The sequence below is a fragment of the Crinalium epipsammum PCC 9333 genome, assembly GCF_000317495.1.
GTDB classification, from domain to species: Bacteria; Cyanobacteriota; Cyanobacteriia; order Cyanobacteriales; family PCC-9333; genus Crinalium; species Crinalium epipsammum.
Map to the genome: position 1 here is coordinate 4153032 of NC_019753.1, position 16920 is coordinate 4169951.

Annotated in this window: 8 protein-coding genes; 1 reads left to right on the plus strand and 7 read right to left on the minus strand. The window is 37.7% G+C overall.

The window, feature by feature from the left end; translation table 11 throughout:
* Positions 1-12 precede the first annotated feature (12 nt).
* The 5 genes from CRI9333_RS18080 to CRI9333_RS27415 all read right to left on the minus strand — a co-directional run bounded on the left by CRI9333_RS18080 (position 13) and on the right by CRI9333_RS27415 (position 13154).
* On the minus strand, positions 13-1941 hold the full coding sequence (locus CRI9333_RS18080) for an ATP-binding response regulator (protein WP_015204619.1): 1929 nt from the start codon (positions 1939-1941) through the stop codon (positions 13-15).
* Entirely contained in the window at positions 1934-4108 is a 2175-nt protein-coding gene (locus CRI9333_RS25120) for an ATP-binding protein (protein WP_015204620.1), read from the minus strand. The genes CRI9333_RS18080 and CRI9333_RS25120 overlap by 8 nt, the downstream gene beginning before the upstream one ends.
* A gap of 9 nt (positions 4109-4117) precedes the next feature.
* Positions 4118-10117 carry a hybrid sensor histidine kinase/response regulator gene (locus CRI9333_RS18090; RefSeq protein ID WP_015204621.1) on the minus strand — a complete coding sequence of 2000 codons (6000 nt, stop codon included), beginning with the start codon at positions 10115-10117 and terminating at the stop codon, positions 4118-4120.
* Positions 10118-10457: 340 nt separating this feature from the next.
* Positions 10458-11222, minus strand: coding sequence for a YebC/PmpR family DNA-binding transcriptional regulator (locus tag CRI9333_RS18095; RefSeq protein ID WP_015204622.1), 765 nt, complete (start codon positions 11220-11222; stop codon positions 10458-10460).
* 357 nt (positions 11223-11579) lie between these two features.
* The gene (locus tag CRI9333_RS27415) at positions 11580-13154 is read right to left on the minus strand and encodes a DUF6399 domain-containing protein (protein ID WP_015180084.1); all 1575 of its coding nucleotides are present in this window, start codon (positions 13152-13154) and stop codon (positions 11580-11582) included.
* A gap of 95 nt (positions 13155-13249) precedes the next feature.
* On the opposite strand from CRI9333_RS27415, the gene CRI9333_RS18105 reads away from it, so the two are divergent.
* A complete protein-coding gene (locus CRI9333_RS18105; RefSeq protein ID WP_015180083.1) occupies positions 13250-13699 on the plus strand; it encodes a hypothetical protein in 450 nt (149 codons plus the stop codon).
* A gap of 93 nt (positions 13700-13792) precedes the next feature.
* Here the strand turns inward: CRI9333_RS18105 and CRI9333_RS18110 are convergent, their stop codons facing one another.
* A complete protein-coding gene (locus CRI9333_RS18110; protein ID WP_015204623.1) occupies positions 13793-15562 on the minus strand; it encodes a putative bifunctional diguanylate cyclase/phosphodiesterase in 1770 nt (589 codons plus the stop codon).
* Positions 15540-16898 carry a GAF domain-containing sensor histidine kinase gene (locus CRI9333_RS18115; RefSeq protein WP_015204624.1) on the minus strand — a complete coding sequence of 453 codons (1359 nt, stop codon included), beginning with the start codon at positions 16896-16898 and terminating at the stop codon, positions 15540-15542. Before CRI9333_RS18115 ends, CRI9333_RS18110 begins: the two co-directional genes overlap by 23 nt.
* Positions 16899-16920: the final 22 nt, after the last annotated feature.

Here is a 16920-nt window from a genome sequence, read left to right on the forward strand (position 1 = left end):
ACTCCTGAGTTCTTACACAAGAGTTTTGGGTTTACTCAATACCTGATGTAATTGCTCTAACAATTCATTGGAAGTATATGGCTTAGGCAAAAAAGCTTTAACACAAGAACTTTTAAGTTCCATAACTTTTTTATTAGACGTAAGCCCACTAACAGCTATAATCTGAACTTGTGGATTAATTTTTTCAAGGACGCGGATAGTCGTTAACCCATCCATTGACGGCATCATTATATCGAGTATAACTGCATCAAATTTAAAATTATATTGTGTATATAAAGCAATTGCGTCCATACCATCATTAGCCGTTATTGCTTGATAACCATTCTTTTCTAATAATGTTTTGGTAATTTCACGAATACTATCTTCATCTTCAACAATAAGAATTAATTCTCCCTGCCCTTGCTGTACTAATTGACTTAAATTAGAATCCTCACTTGTTGCTGTTGTTCCCGTTGCTGGCAAATACACTTTAAACTGTGTACCCTTACCAACTTCGCTCTTTACTTTGACAAAACCTCCATGACTTTTAACAATTCCAATCACTGTTGAAAGACCAAGCCCTGTACCTTGACCCACCTCTTTTGTCGTAAAAAATGGGTCAAATATTTTCTCCATAATATCGTTAGGTATACCAATGCCTGTATCTGATACTGTAATCACAATATAGTTACCGACATGAGCATCAATATTCATCCGAGTATAGTGTTCATCAAGATAAATATTTTCGGCATCAATTGTTAAAGTTCCTCCCTCCTGCATAGCATCACGGGCATTGACGCAGAGGTTTAACAAAACTTGATGTAGTTGTGTAGCATCTCCAACTATAGCTTCTAGAGAAGATTTTACATTTGTATAAATTCTTATAGATTTAGGAAAAGTTTCTGAGGCAAATTGCTTAAGTTCATTGATTAAATGATTGATTTGAATGAGGGCTCGCTCACCTTGCATTCCACGTGCAAAAGATAACACTTGTTGAACTAAATCAGCGCCACGTTTAACATTTATTTCCAAGATTGTCAACCATTTTATGCTTTGAACATCGCTAATTTTCGATTGTAAGAGTTGAACAGACATCATAATTGGTGTCAACACATTATTCAAATCATGAGCAATACCCCCAGCAAGTATTCCCAGGCTTTCTAACCGTTGAGCGCGGAAAAATTGGTTTTCTAGTTGCTTTTTCTCGGTGATATCGGTCGATACAGTAAGTATTGATTTTGGTTGCCCTTGTTGATCGCGCATTAATACCCAACGGCTTGCAACAATAACCTCAACACCAGCTTTGGTAATTTGATATAATTCTCCTTGCCACTCACCAATTGTGCTAATCGTTTGCTGAGTAATTTCTAGTTGATTTGAACCTGGCTTATACAAAATTTGTAAAGCATTTTTACCCAAAGTTTCGTCTGGTAACCACCCATAGATTTTTTCAGCGCCTTTGTTCCAAAACAAAATATGGTTAGATAAATCTTGAACGATAATAGCGTCAGTTGTAATATTGAGTAATGCTGCTTGTTCAGCTAAGTTGTAACGCAATTCATCAATTTTTTGCTGAATCTGTTGATTGACAATAGCTTTTTTTTTAAGTCTACTAGAGATAGCCCCGACTAACTCTTTATTCTTAAAAGGTTTTGTCAGGTAGTCGTCAGCGCCCAATTCCATGCCTTGACGGATAGAATCATGATCAGCTTTAGCTGTCATAAAAATAAATGGAATTGTAGCCGTTAAAGTATTTTCACGCAAAGTTTTTAGAACATCATAACCGCTCATTTGCGGCATCATAATGTCACAAACTATCAAATCAGGCAAATGTTGCAATGCTAACTCGATCCCAGTTTTACCATTATTAGTATCAAAAGTCTGGTAACTTTCATATTTTAGAATGTCTACAATAATATGTCGAATTATCTTGTCGTCTTCAATCACTAAAATTTTATTCATGGATTTTGCTTTGGTAGTTTAAGGGTAAAATTACTGTAAATGTTGTCCCTTTTCCAACTTCGCTATCTACACTGATGCTCCCACCGTGTATAGAACAAGAGTTTTTTACAATTGTTAACCCTAACCCTGTACCAGGAATATTGCCAACATTTTCCGCTCTATGAAAGGGGTCAAATAGTAGTTTTTGGTCTTGAGGCGGGATGCCTATACCTGCGTCTTGAATCTGAGAAATTGCATAATCATTTTCACAAGTCAGTCTAAATTGCACTGCACTGTCAGATGGGGAATACTTGATAGCATTAGAAAGTAAGTTACTAAAAATGTGCCGAAGTAATTTCTCATCCATATAAGCCCTGACACTACTGGCTGAAACGCCAAAGCAGTTAGAGCAAATAATAAAGTTGATCCTATGCTGATTACGATCGCTAAGTTGCATCTCCTCAGTTAGTTCGCTACAAAATTTTACTAAATCAATTTCTACAGGACTAAATTCTAGTTTGCCCGCTTCGGCTTTCGCAATTACTAATACATCGTTTAATAAGCCGCTCATGTGTCCAACAGCATCTTCGACATATTGCAAATAAGAGAATTTTTTTTCATCTGTCCACTTGTGAAAGTAAGCTCTGAGAGCTTGAGCAGCAGACAAGATAGTAGTTAGAGGTGTGCGGAACTCATGGGAGGCGATAGTAATAAAGCGTGATTTGAGTTGATTAAGTTCTTTTTCTTTCGCGAGAGCGTTATGAATTTCTGATTCGGCAAGTTTACGATCTGTAATATCTTCAGTCACACCCACAATGCGATAAACTTGCCCTGTTTCATTTTGGATCGGAAAAGCGCGATCGCGCACCCACCTAATATTGCCATTCGGTTGAATAATCCGATATTCCTCATCATACTCACCCTTAATTTGTTTTTTAATTGCAGCAAGTACTTTTTCTTGATCTTCTGGATGAATTGCCTCGACAAAAGCTAGAGGGTTTTCATACAATCTTTTGCAGCTACGACCCCACATTCTCTCGTAGGCAGGACTAATGTAGATGATTGAACTACTATCTTTGTTAGTCATCCAAAACACCTGACGAACATTTTCTGCCATCTGGCGAAATCTTTCTTCGCTTTCTTGCAACGCTAACTCAGTCTGCTTAGTTTGAATACCTAAAGCAATATTATTCGCCACATCAGCCATTACTTCTAAAGTTATTGCTGGTAATGATTGACGTGCAAACATTGCTATTACACCAAACAACCGCCCGTTAACAATTAAGGGATAACCAGCAAAAGCAACTATTTTTTCCTGCTTCGCCCATTCTTGCTCTTTAACCATTGGGTCGCCAATCACACTATTCGTCAAGTGTGGTTGGCGTTGTTCAGCAATCCAACCAATCTTATATTTGCCTACAGGTATCCGACTATGGGAACCGTTGAGGTGAGTATACATACCTGCGGAAGCTTGTAACTCCAGCATATTATCAGCTTCATTAAGCGTCCAGATGCGAACAAACGCTGCATTTAAATTTCTAACTACAGCTTCGGCGCACTCCTGAAGAGTTTTTGATAAATTATGATTACGGCTCAACGCAGTCCCAATATCTGCATTTAATTCTGCAAGGCGGGTACGTTCCAAAAGCTTTGCTTCTGCTTCTAGTCTTTCTCTAATTTCCTGTTGCAGTAATTGATTAGAGTTAGAAAGTTCTTGTGTTCGCGCTTCTACTCGTTGTTCTAATTCTGATGTGAGTTGTTCTAGGCAACCATTTTTATATTTTAATTGATTAGTCAACTGCTGGATCTGAAGGTGAATTTTTACACGCGCTAAAACTTCTTCATGCTGAAGTGGTTTAGTAATGTAATCAACTGCTCCCAAACTCAAACCTGTCACTTTATCAACTGTTTCAGCTAGCGCCGTCATAAAAATAATTGGGATATTTTTAGTAGATTCATTAACTTTCAAGCGCCTACAAGTTTCAAACCCATCTATTCCAGGCATGAGTACATCTAACAGAATTAAGTCTGGTTGGGCATACTCAATTTTTTTTATAGCACTTTCGCCATCTTCAGCTACTAAAACCTGAAAGCCAGAATCATCTAAAACATCCAGAAGTACTTCTAAATTTGTCGGTATATCATCTACTAGGAAAATGACACCTTGATTAATTGGCTCACCGTTCATTAATACCTCTTATTTATATTGATTAAGAAAATCTAATATTTGTTTACCTTTAAAAGCTTTAGCAAGTTGACGTAAATGATTGGCAAAGGGGATGAACTCCTGTCCTAAAGATTCTATATAAGTGGTACGTTTGCCAATCCCTCTAAGGTCGCCTCTCATCGCTAGTTCCAATAGCATAGCAACTTCTTCTGGTGGTGGAATTATAAAAGAGTCGTTCAGTGTTGATTGTTGAATACTAGATTCTTGAACTATCACTTGAGACTCTTCATAAATCCATGATAAATTCAAATAAGTTTCTATTCTTTTTAATAATTCTTGCTCCTGAATGGGTTTAGAAATAAAATCATTGCAACCTACTTCTCTACTTTGCTTGCGATCAAAATTAAAAACGCTTGCGGACGTTGCAAGTATTACAATTTCCTTTAATTCTGGTAATTGCCTAATTCTACGGGTGGCTTCAAATCCATCCATTACAGGCATTACCAAATCCATTAATATACAATCAGGTTTCACTTCCGAGGCTTTTTTAATAGCCTCTAAACCATTAGATACCTCAACTACTTCAAATCCTAAAGGCTCTAACAAATTAACTAATACCGAGCGATTTGATGATTTATCATCTACTACCATAATTTGACGCTTGTTGCCTTTAAATCCCACAATGTTGCGGTATGTTAAGTTACTCACATCAGTATTTAAGACAACTTCAGGGAAATCTACATCAAAGAAGAAAATACTTCCTTTACCCAAAGTACTATTTACTTGAATTTCGCTGCCCATCAGTTGAACTAATTGACGGCTAATTGCTAATCCTAGTCCTGTTCCTTCAGTCTGACGCTTTTGCTCCCCTACCTGTTGGAATGCTAAAAATACTTCTTCCAATTGCTGTGGTGCAATCCCAACACCTGTATCTTCTATTTGAAATCGAATCTTAGTAAGTGGTAAATCTTCTCCCGTGTTTAATGATGCCTTACCGATTACTTTTACTTTAAAATTTACGCTACCTTGTTCTGTAAACTTAACAGCATTTCCCAGTAAGTTAATTAAAACTTGTCTCAGCCGTTTCTCATCTGCTATAATAGCTTTTGGCAGAGGGGTCGCAACTTCATAAATCAGCTTAATACCTTTTTGTTCAGCACGAATACGACAAATTTCAGCAATACTTTCTAGAAATGCCGGAAAATGAAAGTCACTTGGGTTAAGTTCCATTTTCCGAGATTCGATTTTGGATAAATCTAAAATATCATTAATTAGAGTTAATAAATGTTCGCTACATTGATGAATAATCCCAACTCCATTACGGTCTTTTTCTGAGGTCGTTTTAGATTTTTTAAGGATTTGGGCATAACCCAAAATACCATTAAGAGGTGTTCTTAGTTCATGGCTCATGTTAGCCAAAAATTCACTTTTTGCTCGGTTGGCAGAACCTGCTGCTTCTTCTGCTAGTTGGCGTACTATAATTTCCTGTTGTAGCTCTAATGTCCGCTCTGAAACTTTTGTTTCTAAGGTGCGATTTGCTTCTGCTAAATCAAAGTATAAACGGGCATTTTCAATTGAAATTGCTGCTTGAGATGATAATAGTTGTAAGACTTCTAATCTATCTGGTGTAAAGGCTCCGATGGTGAGATTATTTTCTAAATAAAGAATTCCTGTAAGTTTTCCTTGATTAAGAATTGGTGTACATAAAATAGATTTTGGTTTGTGATTAATAATATATAAATCAGAGGTAAATACTCCTTCTTTAGTAGCATTATTAAGTACAATGCTCTCATTAGTTCTAGCTACATAATTAACTAATGATATTGGTAAATACTCACTATTTGATAGGGGTTGAGACTGCTGTATGTGCAGCTTGCTATCTATTCCGCCGACTGCTTCTATTACTAATTGACCTGATTTTTCTAAAATTAGAAATCCAGTTTGTGCGCCCGCATTTTCCAGAGCAATATCCATCAACTTAGTCAGTAAATTGTTTAAAACAATTTCTCCTGATAAAGCTTGTGAAGCTTTCATCACTGTGGCTAAGTCGAGGGTTTCATAATGATGGCTAGTATTATTAGTTGTTTGGCTAATAGTATTTTCAGATCGTTTCGAGAAGATGTCAGGATAGGTTTCTTCAAGTTGCTTAACTTTGATTGCTGCGCCCCAACGAACATAACTATAATAAGAGTCGCTTAAATAATCTCTCGCAACTTTATCTCGATTGCGTGAAAAATAAAATTCTGCTGCAAGTTCATTTGCCAAGGCTTCTTCGTGGATAAATCCATTTTCTTTAGCTCCTGCGATCGCGCGATCGTAAAGTTCCATTGCTTCTAAAAATTGCCCCAGAACTCGTGCGTTTTCAGCGCCTACTAAATCATACTTATGCTGGTAATTTGCTGGAGCATGAAACGCCCATTCTTTCATTACTTCTTGATTAAGATTAACTTGTAATAAAGCTGCTTTTTGTTCAATTACTGATAGATTAGAAGCTTGAGCTAAGAGAGCAAGAGAGTAGTAAAAGTTGTGTTGTGCATTAATCATCATCCCAAATACACCACCCGCGTGTATCACTGCTGCGGAGGCATTAGCAATGGACTGTTCATAATCTCTTAAGAAATAAAACAAAATTGCATTAGCAAGATAGGAAGCAAAAGTAAACATATGATTTTGGGCAGCAATCAAATCTTGCAGAATTTCTGCATCTGTTACTACTGCGTCCTGAAAACTATATCTTTCTTCTGCCTTATTAAGGAGCTTTAAAACTAATCGTCTCCATATATTGAGGTAATAACTCTGTAAAGTTTGTTTTCGTTTTAGCATAGACTCAAAATATTGAGCCTGCTTCTGAGCAACTACTTCCAGGGGTTCTCCTATAAACAATAAATGGTCACAATAGTAGAAAGTATTATAGCCAGCCCATTCTATATCTCCAGTTTCTAATCCACTTTGAATCCCATTAAGCAAAGGAGCTAATGTTTTTTTTAAATGTTCTTTCCACACACTAGCATGAGCATAAAACAATCCATATATTTTCGCTCTTAGTTCATTAGCGTTGAATTTGTCTAGTAACCTCAGTGCTAGTTTACCTGCTCTATATCCCGCGTCAATGTCTCGCAAACCACATAACATTAAGTCATAAAGCCCATATCCAAAAGCAGCAATTGGAGATGTTCCATATTGACTGCAGAGAGCAACCATCGTCAATGCTACTCGCTGATTTAAGATAGGATCTAAAACATAAGTAGGGGCACAGAGATTCATTAAGATTCGCATTGCCGCCAACTTATGGAGATCTATCATTTCTGGCAAAGCGGCTAACTCTTCTTCATTTAATTCTCTCGGTCGTTCTTGAACCAGAGAAATTTCCAGCATCTGTAAAGCTTGCAACCCAATTTCTAAAGCAGGTTGCATTTGGTGTTGCTGAATATGAAACTGCATTTGAATTTCATAAATTTTAATTTTATCAAGCAGATTTTTTCCGTTATTTAAGACAACTTCCGATAATATTTTTGCCTGCTCAAAGTTTGTACTTAAATAGGCTGCTGCCGTAGTTTCTACAGACAGATCAAGTGTTAGATCATACTGGCTTTCCCACTTAGATTCGGGTAAGAGTTCTAGCCCTATTGATAAATATTTAACAGCAGGTTCATAAGCCGTTGCTGCTTTTGCTTTCTTACCCGCTCTTAAATTAAGTTTGGCAAGTTCATCTTTTTGAGGCTGCTGGTTAATTAACTCAACACCAATATTTAGGTGGTTAACAATTTCAAAAATGTTGTCTTCAATCTCTGCTTCTGGAGTATGCTTAAGCAGCATTTCACCAACTTTTAGGTGAGTTTGTTTTTTATCTACATCTGGAATTAAGGAATAAGCTGCTTGTTGCACACGGTCATGCAAAAATTTATAGGTAATTGCGGATAGGGAAGAATCTACAGATATTGTCGGCAAGGTTTCTATATTAGTTACCAGTTCACCCTCACGAATTTTGGTATTTGAGACATCCAATAATAACGGTATATTACAAGATTGATATAAAGGCAAAATTAATCCTGCTTGCAACGCTGACCATAAATCTATTGCTGTTTCAGATAAAGACGTTTTATTGACAATACTCAAAATATCTAAAGTAAATTTATCTCCAATACAGGCAGCTATTTTGAGAATATTAATAGTTTCTGGGGCTAATCTCTGAATTTGATTAACCATTAAATCAACAACATTATCAGTAATATCAATATTTTGCAGGCGTTCAATATCCCACTGCCATTTTTTTGTGGAAAAATCAAACCATAATAAATTATCTTGATAAAGAGATTTGAGAAGCTGCGTTAGGAAAAATGGATTACCTTGAGTTTTATTAAAAACTAATTCGGCGAGTTGCTTGGTATTTTCTTGCTCAGAAATAAGAGTATCACCCACTAATTGATTAACATGAGTAATATTTAAAGGTTTAAGAAAAATATTATTAACAACTGCACCTGTTTGTTTAATATCTTCTAAGGTCAACATTAATGGATGCGTTGCCTCTACTTCATTATCGCGGTATGCCCCAATTAGCAATAAATATTGACTATCATTATCAGTTATTAGTAACTCAATTAGCTTCAAAGATGCCAGATCTGCCCACTGTAAATCATCCATGAAAATAACCAGTGGGTGTTCCGCTTGGCAAAATACATGGATAAATTGTTTAAATACTCGATTAAATCGGTTTTGAGCTTCTGCTGGTGCTAATTGAGGAACTTTTGGTTGTTCATCTATAATTAATTCCACTTCAGGAATAACATCAATAATGACTTGACCATTAGCGCCGAGAGCCTCTATTAATTTTGATTTCCAAAGAGCTATTTTTTCAGTACTTTCTGTTAACAACTGCCGGATCAATTCCTGAAACGCTTGGATCAAAACGCTGTAAGGTATATTCCGCTTAAATTGATCAAATTTACCAGAGATAAAATAACCCCGTTTACCAACGATAGGTTTATGAATTTCGTTAACTAATGCCGATTTGCCAATACCTGAATAGCCACTCACTAGGATCATTTCAGATGCGCCTAAGCTAACTCGTTTCTCCTGCGGAGACGCTACGCGCACAAAAGCATTTATAAGTGTGGCAACTTCTGTCTCTCTTCCATAAAGTTTTTGTGGAATGAAAAATTGACTACTTTTATCTAGTTTCCCGATAGGAAAGTAAGAAATATTACCTGATTGCAGCATTTTTAGACAAACTTCTAAATCAGCTTTAAGTCCCAAAGCTGTTTGGTATCTGTCTTCAGCAGTCTTAGATAAAAGTTTTAAAACTATGTCAGAAACTACTAACGGAATTTGTGAATTTAATTCGCTAGGTGGTGTAGGTGTTTTAGCAATATGACAATGAACTAACTCTAAAGGATCGTTAGATTGAAAGGGTAATTGTCCGGTAAGCATTTCATAAAATGTTACACCTAAAGAGTAAAGATCCGTTCGATAATCTATTGAACGATTCATCCTCCCAGTTTGCTCTGGTGACATATAAGCAAGAGTTCCCTCTAACTGGTTGGGATGACTTAAGGTGGGGTTTTCTCTAGACAGTTGTGAGGCGATACTAAAGTTAATAATTTTAATTTGATGATCTGAATTAATCAGGATGTTGTAGGGATTAATATCTTTATGAATAATTTGCTGTTGATGCAACTCTGCCAAAGTATCAGCAAGTTGGATAGCGATTTGTAATATGTTATTAAGATTTAAGTATTCGGTCTTAATAAAGTTAATTAGTGGTTTTCCGGCAAAATCTGACAATATTAGGGCTAAACCATGTTGATAATTTTCCAGGGTAGATGGTTTAAGGATTCCTGCTATATCTAAAGGGCTGAGAAGTTGATATTCATGTTTTAATCTTGAGAGTTCTTGAAGCTTGGGATACTCAGATTTGAGGGTTTTGATAATTACTGATGAATGGTCAAGTTCTTGCACACCGCGATAAACTATAATATCGCTTTTTTCGTAAAGAACTTCGATGATGTTATAACCCGCAATAGTTAAGCTCATGTTTGATTTTTAAGGTTGTAAGAAGTTGTCTGGGCTTAAAAAAAATGAGATTCCTTCGGATAGCTCCGCTAACACGCCAACGCACTCGTTGTCAGTTCGTTCTTTGTTTTCTGTGTTTTCTAACTACAATGAGTAATAATATTTATGTAATAATGTAAATGTTTGCAAAGTGGTTTAGATGTAAGGTACTACTTTCTATAATAGACCGAAGAACAATTAACAATTAACAATAGATCAATGAGCAAAAGTCCAAATTACCCCCGCAGCTTCGGGGGAAAATTGGCTCCCTCCCCTTAGCAAGGGGAGGGCTGGGGTGGGGTTCTATAATTGTGAAGAATACTTAAGCTACACTCATTGTCATTAATTCGTCAGACATTTCAAAGTTGGCTGTAACATTTTGTACATCATCCAACCCTTCTAAAGCATCTATAAGTTTAAGAAGCGATCGCGCAAGCTCAATATCCGTTACTTCCACTGTATTATTAGGTATCCAGCGCACTTCTACATCAGTTACATCAAAGCCTTTAGCTTTTAAAGTTTTTTGAAGTATTTCTAAATTACCCACCTCAGTAAATACCTCAGCGCCCTCAACGTCCTCATCTGCGATCAACTCGTAATACTCTGCTCCACCTTCCACAGATGCTTCTAATAACTCATCTTCCTGAATCCCTTCTAAAATACAGACACCTTTTTGCTCAAACATCCAGCCAACGCATCCGGTTTCGCCTAAATTACCGCCTCTTTTACTAAAAGCAACCCTTAAATCAGCAGCAGTACGATTGCGATTATCTGTCAATGCTTCAATTAAAATAGCTACGCCACCACTGCCATAACCTTCATAGCGAATTGCTTCTAACTGGGCGCTACCACCATCCCAAGTTCCAGCACCTTTAGCGATCGCTCTATCAATATTATCATTCGGAATACCCGCCGCCTTAGCCTTTTCAATAGCTGTCCGCAGTTGAAAATTACCCTCTGGATCTGGTATACCACTACGAGCAGCTACAATAATCGCTCGTGAAAGCTGAGTAAACGTTTTACCCTTAACAGCATCCACCCTCGCCTTTTGGCGCTTAATATTCGCCCATTTACTATGTCCCGCCATAATCAATTAACAATTAACAATTAACAATTAACAATTAACCTTCGGCTAATTCCTCTCATCCTCTCTCCTCCCTCCCCTCTCTCCTCTCTCCTCTCTCCCAAAACAGACAACTTATAAGATTAACCGTTTGCCCTCAATTAGTAACTTTTCAAACTCTTTTGGGCTACCAATCTAAGGCGGGACAGTTAGTGGAATCTTGATGACAATGCGATTGGGCAGGAAAAATGCCAAGAAAGAGAAATCAATCGCCCAGATTGTGTAGTACAATACTACAAACAGCTAGAAACAGTAATTCCTAAATGTTGAAATAAGAAAACCAATTAGATTAAGTGAAATTTCAGTATTTAGTTAATTAAACTAGATGATTTGGTAAGATTTACGGGGTAAAGGTAAGTCACCCATCTGTGAGATTACCCAATCAAATAAAGCGGGAAATTCTTGATTGAATAAACGTTGTGCTGCTGTGGTCTTATCGGCTCGTTGGATATCAAAGTTATGAATAACAGTCAACACCTGTAAATGCTTTGAAGAAATTCCGCGTCCACAATGATGTATACGAGATAAATAACCATTGCGTCCCTCAATGGCAGAAGAGCTACGTTGAAATTGAGCCGACATTTGCTCCGCCCAAGAACGCCAGTGTATCCATTCATTCTTAGAGACTTTACTGGTTAAGGGATGTTCCAATAAGTGGCTTGAATAATGCCTTGATACCTGAGTATAAATTTCCTTTAAAGCAGGGTTTTTAGTTTGTTTAATGACTGAGAGCCAATAAAAATGGGGTAAAAAATAACCAAGTAACCAATTAGATAGGTCGGGAGAAACTTGCTCTAACTGCAAACTTTCTTCTACAGATTGCCACCACAGGTTAATTCCAGCAGCAATCGCACTAACTTGACCGCTAAATGTTGATATAGCTGTTTCTAACTTGGGAATTTGGTAAGTATATCCTAACGTCGCTAACTGGGGTAATTGTTGATAAAGAATGGTGGCGACATCGACTGTAGTTTGAAACCCACTACCATCAATAGCAAAAGGATGAACGGCACAAGTAATTTGATGCAATATATTGTGGTAAGCCAGCTTGCCAGTTAATAAAAAGTTATATTGCTCTTGTAGAACAGCAATTTTTTGTGCTAGTTTTTTAGGGATAGATTGGCTATGTCCTGAGTAGTTTAAAGCTTGATTATGTAGGGTACGTAACTGTTTCTTAATTTGATTTAATCGGTTACCAAAACGGCAACCGATTACTCTGGAAATACCCCGCATGGCATGAAACAGGTCAGGGATGGAAAGACAACCCATATGCACAGCCAACTGAATTAAAGCACTCGCGCGGTCACTGACCAGAGATTTAACTATCACCGTCGTACCCAAATTGTTGAGCGCACTCTTAGCTTTTTGGCTCCAAGTGAGGTACTGGCGGTCGGTACTATAATCTTCTAAAATAATGTAGCCGGAAACCAAATCCATCAATACCAGTACAACTTCAGGAAAGAACGTTTCGTCAGCCCCCGCACGGACTTCAATCGGCGCTGAATGGTTTTCCAACTGTTGTTGCATCTGTACCTGGTAGTTGAGAATTTGCTCTCTCATCTGAGCTTCAATACGGCGCAAGCTACTGGGAGAAACTCCGATGACATTCTGCAATCGTAGAATATGAAAAAAACGAGAAATTGCTTCGCAACCAACCCCTTGTTGAATCCCAAAAATATAGAGGGTAGCAAACACTAATAGCCGCAACCATTGATAAGCTTCTGGTATCTCCCATAGATATGATTCTGGATGTAGGTCACGTCGCTTCATGGCTTGTTGATGCCGATGTACACTACTTTTAGAAATTTGTGTAACCTGTGCTATCTTACGGAGAGACTTTTGACCGTGATTCCAACAAGCTTGGGAAATATCAAAGCAACGCTGTCGCACATTCATGTTATTTGTCAGCTACACAGGACAATAAGTTTATATATTAATATTAATTCGCGTTTTATAAACGCGAACTAAGGAGATATTTACTACCCCAGCTTATGGACGACCTCTCTAGTAAAACCTCTAAGTTAGCCCCAAAAGTTAGAGCCACACAATCACAAGATTTAGCAACTCGTGCTCTTCGTATCAAAGAAGCGATTGCTCAATTAAGGCAGGAGATCGAGCACCTAGAATTAGAAGGTAATATCGCTCCACCTGATGTTTGGGTCATGCGCTACAAGGCTCGTAGCCGTACAGGTTATTATTGGTATTACAAATTGCAAGCTAAAGAAGCGATTTTTCCACAGAAGATAGATAGTAGCAAACGCAGTAAGTACAAACATTTAGGTAAAGCTGGTTCCAGTGAACATATTGATGCTGTAATGCTTGTCGCACGTCGCGGAAAAATTGATGCTTGTGCTAGAGCGATATCTTCTCTTTATGAAAGTTGGCTGAGTTTATATTCTGAATCTCAGCCGGAATCCACACCAGAGAGTACACCCAAATAATTAACTTTTAATTAGAAAAATCTTATTTTGTTCGCGTTAGAGTAACGCGAATCTACTCCAAATTAGTTTTTTGTTCTTATTCCTATACTACATCTAAGAATGAGCATCACGAACAGAGCATAGCAGCTTTTTACCATTTACTACCTCTACTGACTCCGCCCCAAACTGTCCCGCCTTAGATTGGTAGCCCTCTTTTGCTGGTATTGGTCGGCTAAACAAATAACCTTGCATCACATCGCATTCATATTGAGACAGAAAATATTGTTCTGCTTGCGTTTCTACACCCTCAGCAATTACCTTTAACTTTAAACTATGAGCCATTTGAATAATAGCTATTGTAATTGCGGCATTTTTAGAGTCAGTGGTAATATTACGAACAAAACATTTATCAATTTTCAAACTATCAAAAGAAAATTGTTGTAAATAAGATAAAGAAGAATATCCTGTGCCAAAATCATCTATAGAGATTTGGATTCCTCGCAATTTTAACTCACTAAAAATTCGGCGAGTTGCTTCCGGATTCTGCACAATACTACCTTCTGTTAACTCTAATTCTAAACTTGCAGGATTTAAACCTGTCTCCCTTAAAATATCGCATATTTTTTGAATAATATTTTCTTGATTAAATTGATATACCGACAAATTAACTGCTATATTCAGAAATCCAAACCCACCATCATGCCAAAATTTAGTTTGAGTGCAGGCTGTGCGTAGCACCCATTCTCCAATAGGAATAATCAAGCCAGTTTCTTCTGCTATCGGAATAAATTCTACAGGAGAAATTAGTTTTCTTTCTGGATGATGCCAACGTAGCAAAGCTTCAGCACCAATAATTTGCCCAGTACGCATATCAACTTGAGGCTGATATAACACCTCAAATTCTTCCCGTTCCAAGGCATAGCGCAAATCGGTTTCTAGTGATAATGGTGCTAGAGAAACTAGCTGCAACTGGGGAGTATAAAACTGATGGTTATTACCGCCTTGTTTTCTAGCCTGAGACATTGCTAAATCTGCCTGATTGAGCAAAATTTCAACATCTTTACTATGGTTGGGATAAAAACTGATGCCAATACTAGCAGTAATAAATAGTTCTTGTTGGTTGACCTTCAAAGGTCGAGATAAAACATCTAAAATTATTTGAGCAAAATCAGCAATATCTTGTTTTTGAGTAATCGTGGTAAAGACGATCGCAAATTGATCATTGCTAAAACGAGCCAACAGATCATGGTCAGCGACACAAGCAGTTAGCCTTTCAGCTATTAAACTCAATACTGACTCAGCAACGGTTGTTCCGATCTCGCTAATCCGGTGAAAACGATCTAAACCAATACACAGAATCGGAATTTGTTGATGGTAATTCTCTTGTACTAACTCATGCAATCGCTCTTGAAGCAAAGTGCGATTTGGTAAGTTGGTCAAGTTGTCGTAATAGGAAACGTAACTTGGCGCTGCTGTTGCTTGATTGGCTTTAGTGTTGTACGCTTGCTGAGTACTTGCTTGTTTTTTCAGTCTAGTTGCGATCGCTCTCGATAACTCAGCCCGCGTAAATGGCTTAGTCAGATAGTCATCCGCCCCCAATTCCATTCCTTGACGTAAATCAGCCTTAGTAGCTTTAGCGGTCAAAAAAATAAACGGCACTGCTGCCAAAATTGGATTTTCGCGCAAGTGAGCTAAAACACCGTAACCATCAAGTTCTGGCATCATCACATCGCACAAAATCAAATCCGGTAAAATTTCCTGAGCCAACTGCACACCGAGGCGACCATTTTCTGAGCCAAAGGCATCAAAGCCCTCAGCCTCAAGCAATGCCAGAATATTCTCTCGAAGTGGTTCTTCGTCCTCAATTATTAGAATCTTGATCATCACTTGGTATTGAGTTATATAACGGCAGTGTGACTGTAAACTTTGTGCCTACCCCGACTTCACTATTAACAGTAATTTTACCTCTATGTAAATCTACACATTTCTTCACTATTGCCAGTCCTAACCCTGTTCCAGAAATATTACTGACATTACTAGCGCGATGGAAAGGCTCAAACAAATGTAATTGGTCTGCTGGGGGAATACCAATACCTTGATCTTGGATTTGAAAAATTACTTCTCCATTCTGACAATTTAGTACAAAATCTAGTTGGCTACCAGCAGGTGAATATTTAATCGCATTCGATAACAAATTACTCACAATTTGACGGAGCAATTTTTCATCAAAGCAAGGCATTACAAGCGATTGACCGTTAGTTGGCTCAAATTCACCGTTTTCTGCGGCAACATTTTCGATTGCCTTTCCTATGCTACAAGAACCTTGAGCAACAAAGGTAATGCTGTGTTGATGATTGTCAATAATTAGGATTTCTTGCACCAAATTCTGGCAAAATTCTGCCAAATCTAGCGGTGTCGGTTTTAACTGTAATTTTCCGGCTTCTGCTTTACCCATAATCAAGACATCATTCAAAAGCTCTGTCATTTTTCGCACAGCCCCTTGAATACGATGCAAATGTCCAACTTTTTTAGGCTCAGAAAGCTTATGGCTATAAATTTCTAGTAATTCAGCCGAAGCTAAAATTGTAGATATAGGCGTGCGAAACTCATGGGAAGTCATACAGACAAAGCGAGATTTGAGTTCGCTGAGTTCTTTTTCTTTCTCCAAAGCTATCCGCACTTCCGCTTCCGCACGTTTTCGCTCAACAATAGCTTCCTTCAAAGCAGCTACATTACGTCTTAACTCTAATTGCGCCATCACTTGATGAGCCAACATCTTTAACGCTTCTTGTTGTTGCAAGCTCAATTGACGCGGTACATAGTCAATTACGCACAAAGTCCCTAGTGCATAGCCATCTGGATTAATTAGAGGTGCGCCTGCGTAAAATCTAATATGAGGATCAGAGGTGACGAGGGGATTAGTGGCAAATCGTTCATCATTTAAAGCATTTTCAACCACCATTACTTGATTTTGCAGAATTACGTGAGCGCAAAAAGCAAAATCACGGCAAGTTTCAGTTGCGCTTAAACCCAGATGAGACTTAAACCATTGCCGCTCACTATCAATTAAGCTAACTAAGGCAATTGGTGTCTGACAAATAAATGAGGCTAAACTCGTTATCTGATCAAACCCTGGTTCAGGTTCAGTATCTAACACTTCATATTCTAGAAGTGCTGCAATTCTCTGCGCTTCGTTATTCGGTAAAGGTGCTGGCTGCATTCTTTGAACTTTTATTGTTAAA